The 20,007-nt window shown below is 57.0% G+C and carries 19 protein-coding genes and 1 pseudogene; 13 read left to right on the forward strand and 7 right to left on the reverse strand.

Annotated features, from left to right (window positions below; genetic code table 11):
- The first annotated feature begins 86 nt into the window (after positions 1-86).
- The 9 genes from FHX05_RS26365 to FHX05_RS26405 all read left to right on the forward strand — a co-directional run bounded on the left by FHX05_RS26365 (position 87) and on the right by FHX05_RS26405 (position 7,509).
- The gene (locus FHX05_RS26365) at positions 87-1,115 is read left to right on the forward strand and encodes a PilN domain-containing protein (protein ID WP_183875558.1); all 1,029 of its coding nucleotides are present in this window, start codon (positions 87-89) and stop codon (positions 1,113-1,115) included.
- Positions 1,112-1,726: a type II secretion system protein GspM gene (gspM, locus tag FHX05_RS26370; RefSeq protein ID WP_183875560.1), complete on the forward strand. Its 615-nt coding sequence runs from the start codon at positions 1,112-1,114 to the stop codon at positions 1,724-1,726. The genes FHX05_RS26365 and gspM overlap by 4 nt, the downstream gene beginning before the upstream one ends.
- Positions 1,723-2,253: a hypothetical protein gene (locus tag FHX05_RS26375; RefSeq protein WP_183875562.1), complete on the forward strand. Its 531-nt coding sequence runs from the start codon at positions 1,723-1,725 to the stop codon at positions 2,251-2,253. Before gspM ends, FHX05_RS26375 begins: the two co-directional genes overlap by 4 nt.
- Positions 2,195-3,172, forward strand: a complete 978-nt coding sequence (locus FHX05_RS26380; RefSeq protein ID WP_183875564.1) for a hypothetical protein — start codon at positions 2,195-2,197, stop codon at positions 3,170-3,172. Before FHX05_RS26375 ends, FHX05_RS26380 begins: the two co-directional genes overlap by 59 nt.
- A gap of 74 nt (positions 3,173-3,246) precedes the next feature.
- Complete coding sequence (locus FHX05_RS26385; RefSeq protein WP_246699113.1) at positions 3,247-4,800, forward strand: GspE/PulE family protein; 1,554 nt, start codon at positions 3,247-3,249, stop codon at positions 4,798-4,800.
- Position 4,801: 1 nt separating this feature from the next.
- Positions 4,802-6,016, forward strand: a complete 1,215-nt coding sequence (locus FHX05_RS26390) for a type II secretion system F family protein (protein WP_112420522.1) — start codon at positions 4,802-4,804, stop codon at positions 6,014-6,016.
- The gene (locus FHX05_RS26395) at positions 6,013-6,480 is read left to right on the forward strand and encodes a prepilin-type N-terminal cleavage/methylation domain-containing protein (protein WP_183875566.1); all 468 of its coding nucleotides are present in this window, start codon (positions 6,013-6,015) and stop codon (positions 6,478-6,480) included. The genes FHX05_RS26390 and FHX05_RS26395 overlap by 4 nt, the downstream gene beginning before the upstream one ends.
- A complete protein-coding gene (locus tag FHX05_RS26400) occupies positions 6,470-6,868 on the forward strand; it encodes a type II secretion system protein (RefSeq protein WP_112420520.1) in 399 nt (132 codons plus the stop codon). Before FHX05_RS26395 ends, FHX05_RS26400 begins: the two co-directional genes overlap by 11 nt.
- The gene (locus FHX05_RS26405; RefSeq protein ID WP_281411895.1) at positions 6,865-7,509 is read left to right on the forward strand and encodes a type II secretion system protein GspJ; all 645 of its coding nucleotides are present in this window, start codon (positions 6,865-6,867) and stop codon (positions 7,507-7,509) included. The genes FHX05_RS26400 and FHX05_RS26405 overlap by 4 nt, the downstream gene beginning before the upstream one ends.
- A 15-nt stretch (positions 7,510-7,524) precedes the next feature.
- Here the strand turns inward: FHX05_RS26405 and gspG are convergent, their stop codons facing one another.
- The 6 genes and pseudogenes from gspG to FHX05_RS26435 form a co-directional block, all read right to left on the reverse strand.
- Positions 7,525-7,983 carry a type II secretion system major pseudopilin GspG gene (gene gspG / locus FHX05_RS26410; RefSeq protein ID WP_183875569.1) on the reverse strand — a complete coding sequence of 153 codons (459 nt, stop codon included), beginning with the start codon at positions 7,981-7,983 and terminating at the stop codon, positions 7,525-7,527.
- A 14-nt stretch (positions 7,984-7,997) separates the two neighbouring features.
- Positions 7,998-8,477, reverse strand: coding sequence for an A24 family peptidase (locus FHX05_RS26415; protein WP_183875571.1), 480 nt, complete (start codon positions 8,475-8,477; stop codon positions 7,998-8,000).
- Positions 8,477-10,639 (reverse strand): type II secretion system secretin GspD, encoded by a 2,163-nt coding sequence (gene gspD, locus FHX05_RS26420; RefSeq protein WP_183875573.1) that lies wholly within the window; start codon positions 10,637-10,639, stop codon positions 8,477-8,479. The genes FHX05_RS26415 and gspD overlap by 1 nt, the downstream gene beginning before the upstream one ends.
- A gap of 365 nt (positions 10,640-11,004) precedes the next feature.
- Positions 11,005-11,332, reverse strand: a pseudogene (locus tag FHX05_RS26425) (transposase); the annotation flags it as partial.
- A gap of 160 nt (positions 11,333-11,492) precedes the next feature.
- Positions 11,493-12,128, reverse strand: coding sequence for a hypothetical protein (locus tag FHX05_RS26430; protein WP_183875575.1), 636 nt, complete (start codon positions 12,126-12,128; stop codon positions 11,493-11,495).
- 3 nt (positions 12,129-12,131) lie between these two features.
- Positions 12,132-12,892, reverse strand: a protein-coding gene (locus tag FHX05_RS26435; protein WP_183875577.1) for an IS5 family transposase whose coding sequence is annotated in 2 segments (ribosomal slippage) — positions 12,132-12,568 and positions 12,568-12,892 — 762 coding nt in all. Because the reading frame shifts where the segments join, the coding sequence is not laid out codon by codon here.
- Positions 12,893-12,942: 50 nt separating this feature from the next.
- Here FHX05_RS26435 and FHX05_RS26440 point away from each other — a divergent pair.
- Positions 12,943-16,566, forward strand: a complete 3,624-nt coding sequence (locus FHX05_RS26440; protein WP_246699114.1) for an MBG domain-containing protein — start codon at positions 12,943-12,945, stop codon at positions 16,564-16,566.
- 93 nt (positions 16,567-16,659) lie between these two features.
- Positions 16,660-17,193 (forward strand): invasion associated locus B family protein, encoded by a 534-nt coding sequence (locus tag FHX05_RS26445; protein WP_183875579.1) that lies wholly within the window; start codon positions 16,660-16,662, stop codon positions 17,191-17,193.
- 335 nt (positions 17,194-17,528) lie between these two features.
- Here FHX05_RS26445 and FHX05_RS26450 read toward each other — a convergent pair whose 3' ends face one another.
- Positions 17,529-18,497 (reverse strand): AraC family transcriptional regulator, encoded by a 969-nt coding sequence (locus FHX05_RS26450; protein ID WP_183875581.1) that lies wholly within the window; start codon positions 18,495-18,497, stop codon positions 17,529-17,531.
- A gap of 138 nt (positions 18,498-18,635) precedes the next feature.
- Between FHX05_RS26450 and FHX05_RS26455 the strand changes: the two genes are divergently transcribed.
- Positions 18,636-19,598, forward strand: a complete 963-nt coding sequence (locus tag FHX05_RS26455) for an NAD(P)-dependent alcohol dehydrogenase (protein WP_246699115.1) — start codon at positions 18,636-18,638, stop codon at positions 19,596-19,598.
- A gap of 30 nt (positions 19,599-19,628) precedes the next feature.
- Complete coding sequence (locus FHX05_RS26460) at positions 19,629-19,919, forward strand: DUF1330 domain-containing protein (protein ID WP_183875585.1); 291 nt, start codon at positions 19,629-19,631, stop codon at positions 19,917-19,919.
- Positions 19,920-20,007 lie beyond the last annotated feature (88 nt).

Genomic DNA, 20,007 nt, shown 5'->3' on the forward strand with positions numbered 1-20,007 from the left:
GTGCGGGGCTCCTCTCGAAAAACGCATTTCAAGCTGCCATTATTCAACCATCAGTGGCGCGGGTCGATTGTTTTTGAGAAGGCCTGATGGCGGCTTCCATTATTTCGGACTTTTGGGCTTGGTGGATCGGCGAACTGACCTCGCTGTTTCCACGCCATTCAGCCATGGTTACAAGGGACGATCGTGTCGTCGTCCAAGTAGCGCAGAGAAGTTGCAATATCGAACTACGAGATCGAAACGGCGACCACTTCACGGAAGGCGTCGCCGACGACCGAGTTGGAGAACACATAGCCGAACTCACCAACAATCGAAGATGTGAACTGGTGCTGCGTGAAGGACGGTATCTCGCTCGGTTCCTGTCCGCAAATCGACTGCCATTCAGCCGCGCCTATGAGATGGCTCTGATCGATCTTTCGGAAGACACGCCATTTTCGTCGTCGGATATGTATATCGGCTTCGCTGCCACGGATGCGAAGACGGCTGGAACTGAATACTTCGCGATCAAAAGGGACAGACTAGATCCCATTTTGGAGAGCCTTCGGCGCGCCAAACTGACGCCGACCGACATTCGACTTGAGCGAGCCGCCGGGCTGACAAGCCTGTCCGCCAAAAGCCTGGTCAATATGCACCCCGCGTTTCGCCATAGAAACCGGGTCGCGTTTGGGTTCGCCGCAGCCGCCGTCATGCTGTTGCTGCTTTCATTTGCAACCCTCGTGCATGCCTATTACCGCTTCCACGACGCATCCCAGCAGTTGGCATCCGAAATTGCTCAAAAGCAAAAGTCGGCTCTCGAGGTGAGACGGCAGCTGGACAACCAAGCAAAGGATGTGGCGGCGCTCGCAATCGTGGACAAGCAGAAAGCGCAAGCCGTGCCTGTCGTCCTGATATGGGAGGAGTTGACCCGATTATTGCCGGACACTGCCTGGATTACGGATCTATCCTTTGGCCGCGACGGGCTCACCTTCTCCGGCTCGTCTGTCGCGGCGGCGAGCCTCATTCCCATATTGGATGCGTCCCCACTTTTTCAGGACGCAACCTTTGTTTCTCCCGTCGTCAGAATGCCGGGCGAGAAAGGGGAGAGATTCGCCATCAGGCTCAAGGTTGGGCGGGAATGACGGATCTACTCATCCGCATCATGAACCTCCCGACCGTGGTCCAAAAGGCATTGGCACTCCTAGTGCTTCTCGTCGTCTTCTTGATTCCGGTGTGCCTGGCAGTGATCGGCATAGGGATGATCGCCGACGTCAGGGTCGACATCGATGACGGCAAGATTACCCTTGCCCGCGTTGAAAGGCTGCTTGCAGTCAAGCAGTCTGCAAACATCGATGAGCCCAATCAGCAGAAAATGCGTGCCGAGCTGTCGGCGTCATTCCTGCAAGGGACAGGTCTATCCGCTATTCAGGCGGAGCTTCAAGCGCGCGTGAATGCGATTGCAGGAGCAAACATCGTCGACGTGCCGTCGATCGGCGGAACGACCACTGTTTCCGTCGATGGCGTCCAGTTAGTCGGTGTTCGCGCCACTTTGCAGGGAGCGCTTCCGGCAATCCAGGCAACTCTGCTTGCACTGGAGACGTCGTCTCCGCCACTGATCATCCGCGAGGCATCAATGCGCAGCATGACACCCATTCAGGAAAACGGTCTCACAGCCCCGATTAGCCTTGCAGCCGATATCGCCGTCTATGGAGTGGCCGATCCGAAGCTGGAATTGAAGGATTCCGGTCAATGAAAACTAGAGCAAATGTCGGCCGGGTAGCAGCGTTCGGTATAGGAACGGCTGTGATCGCCCTCCTGGCTGCCAATCTGATGATCGCCCGGATGACGATCGATATTTCACCTGACATATCGGGGCCGGCCGCTTCAGGCGACAGTTCGAAGCTGAGATCGGTAACGCAAGCCGCGCCTGCGATCGGATCGGAATTTTCAGAGACTATCGCCCGTCCCATCTTCAGTCCCACCAGACGGGAATTTGCGGCTGCACAGCAATTGGAAACGCCGCCGCCACCCGCCGAAACCATAGCTCCGCCCGTGATCAAGAAGCCGGTTCTCGTTCTGCAGGGCACGCGGTGGATCGACGGAAAAACGACGGCCTTGATCAAGTTGGAATCTTCACCCAATCCCGATTGGTATTCGGTTGGCCAGGTAATAGACGCCTGGCAGATCAGCCTGATCGATACCAATCGCCTGGTGCTCTCCCATGGAGAAGAACGCGCCGAATATGCTCTCTACAGCGGAGAGATACTTGGCCAACGATAGGCACACCCATCCGTCCATAGAGAGAGATGCTGGCGCTGCAGATGGCTTTGCGCTGCTTGTCGTTCTCGGTTTTCTTATGCTTGTTTCTTCTTTGCTCATCATGTTCACGACATCGACGCGCGTGAAACTGCTGACGTCGAACACGCGCTACAACGAAGCGCGGCTCGGATACGCTGCCGAGGCAATAAATGCCGTTATTGCCAGGAGGATTGCAGCAGATGTGGCCGCGGCACATGGCGACGGCGCCTGGGTGTCGGGTCTCTCTGTCAGATGCAGCATCGGTAAGGCCGAGCTTCATACCCAAGTCCAACCTCATTCGGGCCTAATCGATCTCAATACCGCTAGCCGGGATCTCCTGCAGGTGGGCTTCGCAGCGCTCCAATTTGATGCAGCGGACTCGTCCTCATTGGCAAGGGCCGTAACGCAATACCGGCTCGCCGGCTCAGGCAGCGGTCCCACCGATCAGCCGGCCGTGTCGGTCGAGGCAGGATTGAAGCATGGGCCCTATGAGGATGTTTCCGAGTTGAATGATTTCGCGGTCATGCGTCGTCTTTCGCTTCATGACCTCGCAGGCGTGTTTACGGTTCATGGGAAACGCTCGACATTGGACATGAGGGCAGCACCCGTGGCGATCACAGATATTGTCGCTGGCATGTCGCCGGATAGTTCCCAGCATACATCGCAATCCGGCGCTGCGAGCGACGTCTTTACGATCGAAACGACCATACGCTCCGGTGGCTTCTCTCAATATCAGGGAGACATTTATGGCGTCGGATCCGCGGATTTTCCCTTTGCCAAGAGACTGTCGCTCCTTCCCTCGGACGGGATTGTGCGACCAAATGCTGCCGCAGGAGGCACTAGCTGTAACGCGCTCCTTGACCCACAAATCGTCGGCCTCTTTCGCGCGGTGTTTCAATGAGACCTCTGGACTCCAGATCGATCAACCAATTCCTGGAATTTCTTGTTGGGAAAGATCTGATAAGCCAGGAGGCGATGACGCGGATCTGGGCCGCGCACGCCCACACCAAGCAGCCGCTTGATGTCATTGTCCGGGAATTGGGGCTACTGGCCGAGGGGCGCTTCTCATCGGAACTGGCTGATTTTCTCGACGCCAAGTCCTTTTCCGACTTCTCAGCGATAGAGGACGAGCAGCTTCTGGAGCGCATCGGGCACGCTTTTGCCGCCGACAAGGCGATTGTGCCGTTACGACTGGGTGGTGCGACAACGGAACTCGTGGTCGCGGATCCCTTTGATTTCAACGCCCTGACCGCCGTTTCCTATCTTTTTGAGACAGAGCTGGAGCTGTTGATCTCTCCGCGTAATGCTATCGAAGAGTATCTTCGCGGCAAGCACAAAGAGACGACCGATACAGCCGCAACATCCGTCGATGACGACCAGATCGACAATGGCGATGTCGACCGTCTGCTGGATGTGGCGCGACAGGCTCCGGTGATCAAGTTCGTCTCTAAAATCGTTCAGAAGGCAGTCGATGCCAAGGTGACGGATATTCACATCGAGCCCCAGGCCGATCTCGTGCAAGTCCGTTTTCGTCAGGACGGCGTACTGGCCATTGTCGAGACGGTGGGCAAGTCGTTGCAGGCCGGCATAATCAGCCGGATCAAGATCCTTGCCAAGCTCAACATTGCGGAGCGACGCCTTGCCCAGGATGGGCGGTTGCGAATGGCGGTTCGAGGCCAGGAAGTTGATTGCCGCGTGTCCGTGATGCCGAGCATACACGGTGAGACCATTGTCCTACGCATCCTCGACCGCTCCAATGTTCGTCTGGATTTGCGTGATCTCGGCTATGATTTGCCAGCGGCCGCGAAACTTGTCGACATGGTGAACCGCCCGAACGGAATCGTTCTCATTACCGGGCCTACCGGATCCGGGAAGACGACAACGCTTTACTCGCTCCTTCATGAGATCGATCGCGTGAACCTGAAGATATTCACGATTGAAGATCCGGTCGAATACCGGATTGCCGGTGTCACACAGCTGCAGATCGATCCCAGCATCGGGCTCACATTCGCCTCTGCTTTGCGATCCGTTCTAAGGCAAGACCCGGATATCATTCTCGTCGGCGAGATCCGCGACCGCGAGACTGCCCAAATCGCTATTCAGTCGGCTCTTACCGGACATCTGGTGCTGTCGACCCTTCATACCAACAGTGCCATCGGCGCCATCAGCCGGCTGCAGGACATGGGGATCGAAGGCTATCTGCTCGAAGCGACATTGCGAGGTGTGGTCAGCCAGCGTCTTCTCCGACGTGCGTGCTCCAGCTGTCATGGATCCAAGGTGACCGACACTGTTGCTTGCCCGTCTTGTCGGGGGACCGGCTTCCGCGGCCGTCAGGTAACGTACGAAATTCTTGAAATCACCGATGACATCAGACGGGCCATCGTCTCCTCGACGCTACAAAAGGACATTGAGCTCATAGCGCGCGAAAGCGGCATGCTTCCAATCAGAGATCATGCGGATCGTTTGGTGCGCGATGGTGTGACGACGAAGGCCGAGATCGCGCGCGTCGTTGACCTTAGCGGAGATTAGAATGAGTACATTTGCCTATCGCGCTTTTTCAGATCGAGGTCAGCAGCAGAAAGGTGAGATAGATGCCGCAGACGAGGCAGAGGCTACACGTTTGTTGCGGAACAAGGGGTTGAAGGTCGCCCATATTGCCTTGCGCAACAACAGTCCAAGCAGAGAAGAGCGAACATCTTTTTTATTTTCATCAATCGCTAAGCCGAGCCATGAGCGCCTGTTCTCCGATCTAGCCATCTTGATGAATGCGGGTCTGCGTTTCGACCAAGCTTTGCTCGCCATATCCAGCGATACATCCAACAGAGCCAATCAGCAGCTCGCAGCGAATCTTCTGGAGCATATTTCCGCAGGACGCTCCGCGTCCACAGCCTTTCAACATGCAAAGGAGTTACGTGCCGATGTTGTCGCGCTGGTTTCAAGCGGCGAGCACAGCGGGCGGCTGCCGCATGTATTTTCCGTGTTGGCATCAGAGCTGGAGAAACAAGCTGCGCAACGGAAAGCCTTTATCGATGCCAGCATCTATCCTCTCTTTTTGTTGTTTATGATGTTCTGCGCTTTGCTCGTTGTGACATTCGTCCTGGTGCCGGCGCTTGAACCTATATTTGAAGGCGCGGGCAAGCCGGCACCAGTGATGATCGGGCTTTTTTCAGCCATCGGGAATGCGATTACGGCGCCGGGATCGCTGCTTTTCATAGCTCTGTTCGTCGTGACGGTGATGTTCCTGGCCATTACAAAGAGGGGAGTGTTGAGGGAGCTATCTTCGCGACTCCTGTCGAACTTACCCCTGGTCGGAGCAGTAGTTCGAAAGGCCGGGCTAGCACGGTATCTACAAAGCCTTTCCGTCCTGTTGGAAAATGGCGTGGCCACCCCAACAGCACTTTTGCTCGCTGCGCAAAGTTGTCCAGTCAGTGCCTTTCACCAGCCACTTCTCGGTGTTCGCGATCATGTTACGTCAGGCGAAAGATTGCCGGACGCTCTATCGAGAATTGCGCTATTTCCACCCGGCATCGTATCGCTTGCTGCTGTGGGTGACGAAGTCAATAATTTGCCCGTCGTGCTGGCCAAGGCGGCGAACATCCTTCAGGGGGAATCGCAACGGCTGCTGGACCGAATGTTGGCTATGTTGACCCCTTTGATCACGATCGTCTTGGGGGTGCTGATTGGCGGCCTCGTCATTTCGGTCATGCTTGCCTTGCTCAGCATCAACGAATTGAGTGTTCAATGACAACGGCTCCCTCTGAACGCGCTGACGATGGCTTTACGCTTGTCGAAATGCTCGTGGTGCTGGCCATTCTCGGGATCCTTGCGCTTTTTGCTTTCCCGTATGCACATTCAAGAAAGCCATCAATATCCGCCGATATCGCCCCCGCTTTGGTTCATCTGGCAGCGCTTACTCGATTGAACGCGATATCGACGCATGAGTCCCGTGCGTTGACGGTTGATGTCCGCCAGAGGCGGGTTACATCGACGGGATCCGGACGTATCGTGCCGGTTCCACCGGACGTCAAACTCACTGTGCTAAGCGGCCGAGAACTCGTAGCAACCGACAAGGCGGACATCGTATTTTTACCCGATGGCAGCTCAACCGGCGGCATGATCGAACTATCGGATATTGGAGGTAGAGATATCAAAATTGCGATTAATTGGGCGACAGGCATCCCGACACTTGAAGCCCGCAATGATGACTAGAGAGCATCCAATTGCGGAGGCGGACGGCTTCACATTGGTGGAAACCGTTGTAGCTTTTATGATCTTGTCGATTTCGATGGCTGTCGCGCTGCAAGTTGTGAGTATTGCATCTCAGAGCATCAATCGGTCGCAAGAGCGAGATGCTGTCGTTGATCTGGTCGATCGTTTGCGCGCCGAGGAAATACCGATTGTCCTGGCGAACGGACAGTCGGCTTCTCAGGGAAAATTCGCCGGCATGCGCTGGGAGATAAAGCTTTCGCCGCTAGAGGGAAGGGATCGTTCCGAACCGTTCGTAGGACTGGCGACCATCAGCATCTATCCCTCCGCATCTCAAACACGGCATGACGACTTTATCATCTTCACATCATCGGAGGCCCCCCGACGTTGAGGACCGCCCCTGTCACCTGTGAGGCAAATGCAGAGTCGGGATTTACCTTGATTGAAGTGCTGGTCTCGCTTGCACTGGTCTCGCTTCTAACCTTGATAATGGTCGGCGCCATTGGTCAGATGCGATCGATTTCGGCAATTTCAAAGTCTAGCGATGCGGATGTTGAGCTGCAGGCCTTCGGAAACTATCTAGCGCAACTGATTGCCGGCGCCAAACCATTGGCATTGATCGGCGACAATCCAGATCGTCGGATTGTGTTTGCTGGCAACGCCGAGCAGCTTCGCTTTTCGTCTGTTGTGAGAGTTGGGAGCAACCAACTAGCCCTTCGCGACGTCGAAATCGGGACCGCATCGACCAATGGAAAGCTGGCTCTCATCGAGATCAATCATGCACGTCGCGTCGCTGGGGCGTATCCAAATGCGGATGTGGCGTCAGCTCCCATAACCCTCATTGATGATTTGAAGAGCGTTCATTTCGAATACGTCGAAGACAGCCCCGCATCTTCTACGGCACAGAAATGGCTCAAGGATTGGGACATGCCGGGCAAGATGCCCCGTGCTGTTAGGTTCACAATTGAAGCCGAGCGCTTTTCGCGATTGGTCCGGGTCGAGCGGATAGTCAATCTCCGCTTCGGTTTGTGACGTATTTGTCTTGCATCATTGGCTGGCGATGTCTGCGTCTAATCCTTCACCACCGGTTTTCTTATCGCGTCCGAGCGAAATAATTTCGTAGGGCTTGCCCTCGACCGGGCTTTGATAACGGTAAGGCGTTCCCCAGGCATCATTGAACGCCCCACTCTGTTTGATGTAAGGTCCGTTCCACCGTGCCTCGCTTGCAGGGGCGGTCCGAAGCACGGCAAGCCCTTCTTCTGTGGAAGGGTAGCGACCCGTATCGATATAGAATAGCTCGAGTGCGCTTTCAAAGTTGCGGATCTGCGCTTTGGTCGTGTCGACGCGCGCTGAGGAAAGATATTTCAATACCTGAGGAGTGGCGATTGCCGCAATCAATCCTATGATGGCCAAAACCACCAAGAGTTCCACCAGTGTGAATCCGTCCTCGTTCATTTGTTCGCGTCTGGAATGACGATCCTGAGCAGTTTGATCGAATGAGAACATGAGTGGTTCCCTCATTACACCAAAGCAATCCAATTCAAGCGCTCACCGTTCCAGGTCAGAACGAGCGCCAGGGCTAGAAACGGTCCGAAGGGAATTTTTTGCGATCGCAATGCTTTGCCCTGCATACTATGTGTGGCTATGAAAAATATCAGTGCCGAACCACTGGCAAAGAAAAGAAAGACCGGAAAATTCCATGGGCTGAGCCAGACGGCGGCTGCAGCGCTGAGTTTGACATCGCCCATCCCGAGGCCTACTCGACCCGTTAAACGCATGTGAATGTGGCGCATTGTATAGATCACGATGCCAACTATGGCGGCAAACAAGCTGGCCTGCAGGACATTATGCAACCCCGATGCGCAGTTATAAATCAGGCCCAGAGCAAAGACGGAAGCATTCAACGCATCGGGAATAACATACCATCGAAAATCGACGTAGCTGATTAGGGAGGTGAGCCCAACGAGACCGAATAGGACAATCATGGTGAAAATGCTCATCAATAGGCCAGACGTTTCGCGTTCTGTTGAAATTCGTTTGCGCCGCCGCGCCGTTGCTGAATAGCTGATCCGAAATTCATCTGCCTGCGGAATTCAGCCGTGACATCACGCGCTTCGTAGACGTCTCTCACAATGCGTGGCCTGATGAAGATGATCAGCTCCGTCTTCCCGATCGAGTCTTCCTTTTGCTTGAAGGCGTTGCCAAAAATCGGAATATCGCCGAGCAACGGAACCTGGCTACGTGTCAGGCTGTTGCGTCGCTGAATAAGGCCGCCCAGTGCAAGGCTCTCATTGTCGTTGACCATCACGCGGGTCGAGAGTTTTCGCTGTTGGATGGTGGGTGAATCAATGCCGGAGGTGGTCGTTTTTACCACATTGCTGACCTCCTGTTGGATATCGAGCATGATGCGCCCAGAACTATTCACATGTGGAACCACCGAGAGGATGACGCCGGTGTCCTTGAGCTCGACGGAATTGACGACCGGGGCATCGGTACTGTTCACGCCCGTCGCCTGCTGTGTGACGATCGGAACTTGGTCGCCGACCTGCAACGTAGCCTTCTGATTGTTAAGTGCCATCAAAGTGGGCGCCGAGACAACATTCACATTTGTTATACTGGATAGCGCGCTCAGCGTGACGTTAATGTCGTTTGTTGCATAGCTCCATGCAAAGCCAGGGAATCTTGCCGCGGCGCTGCCACTAGCCAAATCGGATAATCCGACTCCAAAACGGCCATTCTCGAAAAACCATCTCAGCCCGAATTTTAGCTGATCATTGAGCGTTACCTCGGCGATCACGGCCTCAAGCATCACTTGCGTCGGCACAACGTCCAGCTGTCGTAGAATCTGCTGAACGCGCTCGTATTCGCGCGCGGTTGTCGATATCAGCAACGCATTGTTTTCGATGTCGGCGACTACCGATGTGCGGGTCTTACCGGGCTCAGCCGTGTAGCCGTCCGCTTCGCTCGTTGATAAACCAGCGTCCGTAGCCGCAGCTTGCCCCTCCGCTGCATTGGAACTGGATACGGAGGCAGCTTCTAGGTTAGGCGCCACTGGATTCGCTGAATTTGCCGAAGCACTCCGGCTGCTGCCACCACCATCTTGCGCCTTCAAGACACTTTGTAGAACTTGAGCGAGTTCCTTGGCGGGTCGGTTCTGAATTGAGTACACGAAGAGTTGTTGATCATTCGCACTTGCAATCCTGTCGAGTTTTTCAATCCATGTATTAGCGCGAGAAAGATAAGCAGGGCGAGACGTGATCACCAAGACAGCGTTAAGGCGCTGATTGGGAATGAAGCGGATCAGCTTGTTTCCCGGTCCGTCATCCGTTGCGAAGATCGTATTCAATTCCTTCGCGATGGCCGCCGGTTGCGATGCCTTCAAGGGATGCAGCGCGACCGACATACCCTTCATCCAATCGACGTCGAAAACCGAGATAGCCTCCCTCATCGCGGAAAGATCAGTGCTGTTGCCAGCCAGGATGATCAGGTTACGGGTGGAATCTGTTCGCAGGATCGAGCCCTGTCTGCTGACGGGTTCCAGGATTTGCTTCATCTCGTCCGCGGCGATGTACTTAAGCTCCACCACCTGAACTTTGATCCCAGGCCCTGTGGGGGACGCCGATGGCGCGCGAAAGGCTGGGGTCGACGAAAACGCCTCCGACGACGGAACGATCTGATAACTGTCGCCGCGCTTGGTGATCACCGCTCCATTGACAGCAAGGGCGGACTCGAGAATGTCGACCAGCGCATCCTTGGACACGGGAGCATCCGTTTGCAGGGTAACTGTTCCCGTTATCCGTGGATCAACGACATAGTTAACCTTGAGAACATCCCCGAGCACGCTTTTAGCGGCTACAGGAACAGAGACGTTAATCAGATTAAGGCGATAGCCTTCCCCGCCATTTGTTAACGGCTGAGCGGAAATCGGCGGTCCGTTGTAGGAGACAAAATTGCCGGAACCTTGCTGCATCGCGCCATTAAACACGGAGGCTGGAGTATTTTTGCCTGCGACGTTTTGGTAGGCTGTCGACATTCGGATCGGTTTACCGTTTGAATCCAGGTCCCCCAACTTTGTGGTGAGCACGTCGTCGATGGAATCGGTAGACGTGCACGATGCCAGCATCAGCAAAGTAGCCATACCTAGCGGCGCTATCGATTTCATGCGTTTTCCCTGAATCTACCATTCGTAGAATGGTCAGAAGACTCAGGCACGCGATAGTAGCCAAGTTGGTTGGGACGGACGTATCCACAGTATTTAAGTCTGAGGTGCTGAATCGACTTGAGAGACCTACTCCAAAATGCAAATCACTCGCCAATAACGGTCTGCATTAGATCAACTCGACCGAACTTGGCCCATGCCTACGGAGACGCTTTGGCGACTAATTAAGTGAGCAACTGACAAGGAGCGCCTTGGTGATGCGGCAGGTCTCCGCTCAAAACTGGACCATGTTGGGCTGGAGTTCTCGAGCGGCCCGAATCCTGAAAATTGTGCCGAACAACATTTTGACCGCCAGGGGTTCATCCGACGCGACGGCTCAACGTCGTGTGATCGGGGACGGCTACACCCAGACCCATCAATTGCAACACCCATCCAGGCAAGCCTTCCGTCTGACGCAGGCGCAAGCCGAACAGCAGGCTCAGCGAAGGCGGTTTCGATCGCCAGATTGGAATAGCGAGGCCGGCCACCACGCCTCGTTCGCCGTGGTGCAATCCACATGGCGATCGCGTCCGAAGTCAGCCACATGGTCAAGCTGCCGCCTCGCCGAAGTCCTGCCTGATACTCCTGCCAGTCTGTCACCTCGTATTTCATCTTGCCGACGTAATGACGGCAAGTGGCGTTGTGCTTGAAGGGCATTATGACGACTCGGTTATCCCGGTCGCGGCTCGCCTACGCCAGTTCGATTAGATGATCCGCGCATCAATGCCCTTTTGCTCCCCGATCTGACGATTCGCTTGCTTCTCTGCCAACAACCGCTGCTAGATCTGGCACTGGCGCTCAATTTCAGGCGGCTGATTTACGTCAGCCGGGATGGGTCTTGACAGGCTCTGATCCACTGCGCGTTCGGCCGAATGGCAGCACTCGCCTCGGCTTGGCTCCGATATGCATGATCGTCCCCGCTGCCGTCGATGGGCGGCCCATTCGTGGTCGCACTGCGTTCGGACTGGCGAACCTCGCGCTGCCCCTCGGCGTTCGTCCGTTCGCGAACGATTTCAAGCGCGATCGCAACGTCGGCATTGCTTCTGCTCAGCATGAAGCCGTGTGTCCTTGGCAGATGGGGTGGCGACCCCTTTTGGGCGTCACCCCAGCTTAAATTGTTGCTCACAATCTTGTTCACACCGGTACCGTTGTCGACCACACCGCCGCTCGAATTTCCGTGAACGCGATTATTTGTAATAATGTATCGATCGGAAGCCCCGGAACTGACAACGATACCGTAGGTGTTTGATGGCGTCGTTGGGTCATATGACCCGGCACTTACGCCAGAAATTGTAAAATCCGAGACGCCCGGGCCTGCGGCGACGCCATAGACATATCCGGCGCACATGCCATTGGAAACGGTGACATTGCGGACGTTCGCTCCTTGAAAGAGAATACCTGAATTCGCTGGCCCAAAATCATTATGGCAAACAAAATTAGGCTCAGGACTCATTGCTCATAGCCAGAAGATGACGGTTGCGGCGAGAGCGATAGCGGAGAAGAAGGCCATCGGGCATCTGTCATAGCGCGTAGCGACACGACGCCAGTCTTTGAGACGCCCGAACATGATCTCGATCCGGTTGCGCCGTTTGTAGCGGCGTTTGTCGTATTTGATGGTCTTGTTGCGGGATTTCCGACCCGGAATGCAGGGCGTTATCCCCTTTGCTTGTAAAGCGTCACGATACCAGTCGGCATCATAGCCACGGTCGGCCAACAGCCATTTGGCCTTGGGAAGCTCATCAAGCAAGGCGGCAGCACCGGTGTAATCGCTGACCTGACCGGCCGTTATGAAGAAACTGATCGGGCGACCACTCGCATCCGTTACGGCATGAAGCTTGGTGTTCATGCCGCCTTTCGTGCGCCCAATTAGGCGGCCCGCGCCCCCTTTTTTACCCGCAGGCTGGAAGCCGTGCGGTGGGCCTTGAGATAGGTCGCATCGATCATAATGGTCTTGCGCTCTGCAGCTTCAGGCACAGCCAGGCCTTCCATTATCTGAATAAAGATGCCCTTGTCGCCCCAGCGTTTCCACCGGTTATAAAGCGTCTTGGAGGGACCGTATTCCTTCGGCGCATCGCACCACCGCAGACCGTTGCGGTTTACGAAGATGATGCCGCTCAGAACGCGTCGATCATCAACGCGCTGGCGACCATGGCTCTTGGGAAAATAAGGCTGAAGACGGGCCATCTGCTCGTCCGTCAGCCAAAACAAATTACTCATTAGTCGGGCTCCTATACGCCCGTCTGAATCACAGCCGTCAGTTCAAATCAATGGGTCCTGACCCTAGGGCGGCGATCTCTGGCATTACCGGCATCACCGCCGGCAACAAGACCTATGACGGCACGACGGCCGCGACGCTGAACACCTCGGCCGCAGGCTTTACCGGCCTGATCGGGAGCGATGTCCTGACGGTGGCAACCGCCACCGGAGCCTTCACCGACAAGAATGCCGGCACCGGCAAGACGGTTGGCATCACCGGGCTCTCGCTCGGCGGCGCGGATGCGGGCAATTATGCGCTCGCTTCAAGCAGTGCGACGACGCTTGCCGATATCGCCAAGGCCTATGTGTTCTTCGGTGGCATCAGCGCCAGCACCAAGGTCTATGACGGCACGACGACGGCCACCGTCAATATCTCCACAGTGCCGGTCATCGGCACCGATGACATGCATGTTGCCTATACGAGCGCGAACTTCTCCGACAAGAGTGCCGGCAGCTTCAAGGCGGTTGCCGTCGATGGCCTTTACATAACCGGCGCAGATGCAAACAATTACCAACTTGGCATCACCAGCTACACCAGTCATGCCACGATAACTCCCGCCAGCATCACCTCGATCGGTGGCATCACCGCCGGCAACAAGACCTATGACGGCACGACCGACGCGACGCTGAACACCAACAACGCCATCTTCCACGGCTTGGTATCCGGCGATAATCTGACAGTCAGCACCGCGCTTGGCTCCTTCTCCGACCAAAAGGCCGGTATGGGCAAGACCGTCAACATCTCAGGCCTGACGCTTGGCGGCGCGGATGCGCTGAACTACAGGCTGGATATAAACACGGCCACAGCGCTTGCCGATATCGGCCAACGGATCATCAACCTTTCGGGCAGCCGCACCTATAACGGCTCGGCGGATCTCGATGCCTCGATCTTCACGCTGTCGAATCTGGTCGGCGGCGAAACGCTGACACTATCCGGCACCGGCACCATGTCCGACAAGAATGCCGGCTCGGGCAAGGGCGTGACGCTTGCGTCGCTGGCTCTGGGCGATGGCACGAATGGCGGCCTTGCCTCGAACTACACGCTGGCGGGCGGCACGGACACGGTCGATATCGCCAGGGCTGTGGTCTCATCGATCGGCGGGATCACCGCCAACGGCAAGATCTATGACGGTACGACGGATGCGACGCTGAACACTGCGGGCGCTGTCTTCAACGGCATGGTGTCGGGCGACACGCTTTCGCTGGGCAACGGCTTCAGCGGCGCCTTTTCCGACAAGAATGCCGGCACGGGCAAGACGGTCACCATCTCCGGCCTGTCGCTCGCCGGCGCGGATGCCGGCAACTATACGCTTGCTTACAACACGGCCACGACACTTGCCGACATCGCTAAGCGCGCCATCACGGTCACGGCCGACGGCGCACACCGTACCTATGGCGATGCCAATCCGGGCTTCACCTATACCGTCGGCGGGAGCGGCCTCGTCAATGGCGATGCGCTTTCAGGGGCGCTGGCCACCTCCGCGACGACGGCGTCAGGGATCGGCAACTACGGCATCACGCTCGGCACGCTTACTAACTCGAACTACGACATCAGCTTTACCGGTGCCGCCCTGGCAATCAGCCCTCGGGCGCTGACGGTGACGGCGGACGCGAAATCGAAGACCTACGGCGATGCCAACCCGGCGCTGACCTATACAACCTCAGGCTTGGTCAACAACGACACGCTCTCCGGATCGCTTGTGACTTCAGCAGGACAATATTCCGGCGTGGGCGGCTACGGGATCACTCTCGGCAGCCTCGGCAACGCCAATTACGCGATCACCTATAATGCGGCCAATCTGACGGTCACTCCGCGGGCGATGACGGTAGCGGCGGATGCGAAGTCGAAGATCTATGGCGACGCAAACCCGGCGCTGAGCTACGCGACCTCGGGCCTCGTGAATAGCGACACGCTCTCCGGTTCGCTATCGACTTCGGCGGGGCAGTATTCGAATGTTGGCAGCTACGGGATCACTCTCGGCAGCCTTGGTAACGCCAATTACGCGATCACCTACAATGCGGCTAATCTGACGGTCACTCCGCGTGCGCTGACGGTAACGGCGGATGCGAAGTCGAAGACCTATGGCAATGCAAACCCAGCGCTGACTTATACAACCTCGAGCCTTGTCAATGGCGACATGCTCTCCGGATCGCTTTCGACGGCGGCTGGGCAATATTCGAATGTGGGCGGCTACGGGATCACTCTCGGTGGCCTCGGCAATGCCAATTACGCGATCACCTACAATGCCGCCAACCTGACAATCACCCCGCGCGCGCTAACCGTTACGGCGGATGCGCTGTCGAGAGCCTATGGTGATGCCAATCCGGCGCTGACCTACACGACCTCGGGCCTGGTCAACAACGACACGCTCTCGGGGTCGCTTTCGACGTCAGCAGGGCAATATTCCGATGTCGGCGCCTATGCGATTGCTCAGGGTACTCTGGCCAATGCAAACTACGCCATCAGCTATACGGGTGCCAATCTCACCGTAAACCCACGGGCACTGACAGTGACGGCGGGCGCGCTGTCGAAGATCTATGGCGATGCCAATCCGACGTTGACCTATACCGCGACCGGCCTGGTCAATGGTGACACGCTGTCCGGATCACTCGCGACCACGGCGGGGCAATATGCCAATGTTGGCAGCTATGCCATCACCGGCTCGTTCTCGGCCTCAAACAATTACGCCCTGTCTTATGTTGGAGCCGACCTGAGTGTGAACCGACGCGCGATCACGGTGACGGCGGAGACGCTGTCGAAGACCTATGGCGATGCAAACCCGGCGCTGACCTACACGGTCGGAGGAGCGGGCCTGGTCAATGGCGACACTCTCTCCGGATCGCTTTCGACCATGGCGGGGCAGTATTCCAACGTCGGTAGCTATGCCATCACCGGCTTGTTCTCGGCGTCAAACAATTACGCCCTGACTTATGTCGGAGCCAATCTCAGCGTGAACCAACGCGCGCTCACGGTGACGGCGGAAGCGGAGTCGAAGACCTATGGCGATGTCAATCCGACACTGACCTATGCCGCGACAGGCCTGCTGAATGGCGACACGCTCTCCGGTTCGCTCTCGACCACGGCGGGGCAATATTCCGATGTCGGTGCCTACGCGATCACGCAAGGGTCGCTAGCCAACGCCAATTACACAATCAGCTACATGGGCTCAGACCTCACGGTGAACCAGCGTGCCATTACGGTTGCCGCCGACTCACTTAGCCGCCGCTATGGCCTCGCCAATCCGGCACTGACCTATACCGTCGGAGGTGCGGGTCTGGTCAACGGCGACAGGCTTTCGGGAGGGCTCGCCACGTCCGCAACCAGCCTTGGCGAGCCGGGTGCCTATGCGATCACCCAGGGCACGCTACTGGCGTCCGCCAATTATCGCATGAACTTCGTTCCAGGCGTGCTGACCGTGGGAAAGGCCGCCAACCCCGAACCAGGCACACAGGCAAGCTCCGTGATGCCGAGCTTCGATGCCGGCCGCTTTGCGCCGATCCGGCCGGTTTCCGATAGCGCCGAAACCGCGGATGGCAGCCACGACGTGATCACCGATCCACGCTTCGAGGGCACGTTCGTCTGCCTCGACAATGGCAACGGCTGCGTTTCGCTTGCGGGCCAGGCGACGCCGTAGCTACGACACACAGTCCGCCGGACGCTGGCCGTCCGGCGGACTGAGCCGTCACGCGCGGTCGGAACCCCAACCATATGAAAGGAACCCATTCTAATGACGTCATCCCGCTATTTGCCGAAGGCTTCAGTGCTGGCGGCAATGCTCGCTCTCGTCGGCGGCACCGCGACCGCCGCCCCGCTGCCGGGCGGGGCCAGCTCACTGGTCGAGACATACGACGATTGGGGCGTTGTGTGCCAGATGCAGGCCAACGCTCCATCCTGCCTCGCCCGACAGGTCCAAACCAGCAATCAGACGAAGCAGACCGTCCTGGCTGTCGAGATCGGCAAGGCAGCTGACGGCAAGTTCCGGGGCACGCTGGTGCTACCGCTCGGACTGGCACTACCCCAGGGCGCTCAGTTGAAGGTCGACGATGCCCTTCTCGGCAACACTCTGTCGTTCTCGACCTGCCTGCCACAAGGCTGCCTCGTGCCGCTGACCTTCGAAGCAGACACGATTGCGAAGCTCAGAACCGGCAAGGCCCTCAACGTTACCGTTTCCGCTGCCAGCCCGGTCCAACCGCTGACCCTGGCTGTCTCCCTGAAGGGTCTTGCCGGCGCGCTCAATCGTATTGCCGACCTCACCAAATAGCGCTGTCAACCCCGATGGCTGAAAGCATCCGGAAGTCCGCAGGCATAGGAAGTCTGCTACTGCTGCCCGTGATAATCTCTAAAACGCCATCATGGATGTTGGTGCATGGAGATAAGGTTAGTCCAAATAGTATTGGCTTTCAATTGCTTGATTGAGGATCAGTGGTGCGGAGAATGTATGTCCTTGGTTCATACCCCTTCAAGGCGAAGCCTAGGGATATTTGAATACAATGCTCCTTTCTCCATGCGTCAGACGCTGTGACAGGGTCAATCTACCAACTTGCCTGGCAAATCCTTCAGACCTCCAGTGAAATATCCCGGTGCAACGTAATGAGATCACGCAACTTCTAATTCTGCATCGACCGGGACACGTTCCAGACGAACCGTGCCCTTGTATTTCATCACCTGCCGCCATCTGCCCGGCGCAACCCCGGTTCTGCGCTTGAACACCCGGCTTAGCGACAAGTCGCTGTCGTAGCCGACCAGGTTGGCGATGCGCAGGAGGCTTTCGTCCGTTCCGGTCAGCAGCATCTTGACCCGGTAGACACGCCATCCCGTGAGGTAATCCAGCGGCGCTTCACCGACCACCGATTTGAATAGCGCCGCAAAGCTCGAACGCGAAAGCCCCGCCTCCTGTGCCATGTCTTCGACGGTCCACCGGCGGGCGAGATCAGAGTGGACAGCGTGGATCGTGCGCGCCAGCCGCCGGTCGCCGAGGCCTGCTAGCCAACAACTCGTCTTGCCCGTGTCGTTGCTGCACAGCGCACGCAGCGCCTGCACGAACAGTGTGTTGACCAGGCGATCGACCACAAACCCTGAACCATGCTCACCGGCATTGGTCTCCAATCCAATGAGATCGAGGGTCGCCTTGATCAAAGCGGAATGCGTTTCGTTCAGCGGGAAATGAACCAGAGCCGGTATGGAGCGAAACAGAGGCTCGGCCGCGACCGCATCAAACGAAAAGCGAGCTGAGACGATCTCGGTTTGCAAGCCGCTTCCGCCGTATGTCACCGCGCCGTGCGTTTCCGACGCCACCAGTGTTTCACAGGCGATCACACGCTGATCAGGCACATCCGACAGATCGAAGGTGACCTGTGGCTGCACAATCATGCAGGTGCTAGGGGTCAGCCTGACGGGATCGGTTATCCCCTCCCAGCGCAGAAAGCAGTCGCTTCCGGATATGACGACCAGTCGGGCGTGCTCGCCAGTGTGGAACCGGATGCCCCAAGGCGCGCCGAGATGCAGACGAGCGTATAGCGATGTCTCGACCTGTATCTGGTGGATGATTTCATCGAACGGGTTCATGACAGCTCCAGATTTGGACGATCGGATATAAATAGCAGACTGCGCGGCATTATTCATCCGAAATCTCAGTGCTACGTTGGCTCACAGTCAAACATGGAGTTGAAGATGAAAGTTTACCGCCACACAAAAGTAGGTGACATGAGCACTCTGAAGGTCCGAGAAGAAGCTCTTCCGGAGGTCGGTTCCGGTCAGGTTCTGGTTCGTGTCCAGGCCAGTTCGCTGAACTACCGCGACATTATCATTACGCAGGGGCACTATCCCTTCGGCATCGTGCAGAACCATGTGCCACTGTCGGATGGGGCAGGTATCATCGAAGCTGTCGGCGACGGGGTCCGGCGGTTTGCCGTTGGCGACCGCGTGATGAGCAGCTTCTTCACGAACTGGTTCGGGGGGCGCATCCCACCCCACCGCGAGCAGTACCAGATGGAGCAGGATGGCTGGTTGACGGAATACCTTTTGATCAGCGCGGAAGCTTTGACCTCCGTTCCCGATCATCTGACCTTCGAGGAAGCATCCGCGTTACCTTGCGCCGCCCTGACCGGATGGTCGGCCGTATCGAGTGTCGGGCCTGGCGACACGGTTCTGACGCTTGGGACGGGCGGCGTTTCCATCTCCGCGATCCAGTTTGCAAAGGCATTGGGTGCGCGCGTCATCGCTACCACGTCGTCCAGCGACAAGTTCGAGAAGCTCACGGCACTCGGTGCGGACGCGCTCATCAACTACCGCGAGACACCGGACTGGCACCAAGCGGTGCGTGATTTGACGGGTGGCCTGGGGGCCGACCGTATCGTCGAGGTGGGCGGACCGGCAACCATTGCCCAGTCCGTTCGCTCGATCCGCGAAGGCGGCCAGGTCTCGATCGTCGGCGCGCTCGGCATGGAAGGGGAAGCGATCGACGTCATGAAACTATTCTTCAGCCAAGCGACCTACAAGGTTATCAGTGTCGGCAATCGCAGCGACCTGGAGGAGATGAACCGTGCCGTTGCCGCCCACCAGATCCGTCCGGTGATCGACAGCGTCTTTGCGTTCGAGGACGCCCACTCGGCCTATGAGCGCCTTGGAAGCCGAAATGTCTTCGGTAAGGTCGTCATTCGCAACTGATCGTGGCGCCACTCTCAAGGAGATTTTAGTATGACCGCCTATGCAATTTTCATTCGGGAGCGCAGTCGGAACGCCGCTGAACTGCAGATTTATGCCGAACTGGTGACGCCACTGCTCGGTGAATCGGGAGCGACCGTGCTCGCCGCCTACGGCGCTCTGGATCCACTCGAGGGCGCTGCTCCCGAAGGTGTCGTCATGGCCAGCTTCCCGACCATGGATGCCGCTCGCGCCTTCTATGACAACCCCGAATACCAGGCGGCCGTGAAGCACAGGTTCCTGGGCGCAGACTATCGCTCCTTCATCATCGACGGGGTCAGCTAGGCCTGCAAGGTTAAGGGACTTCAATATGAATTGCCCGCCACATCAGGGCGGGCAATTCAGTCGATTAGACACGGTGGTTCCTGAAGAA

Origin of the sequence: Rhizobium sp. BK491 (assembly GCF_014194925.1) — a bacterium.
Taxonomy (GTDB): Bacteria; Pseudomonadota; Alphaproteobacteria; order Rhizobiales; family Rhizobiaceae; genus Rhizobium.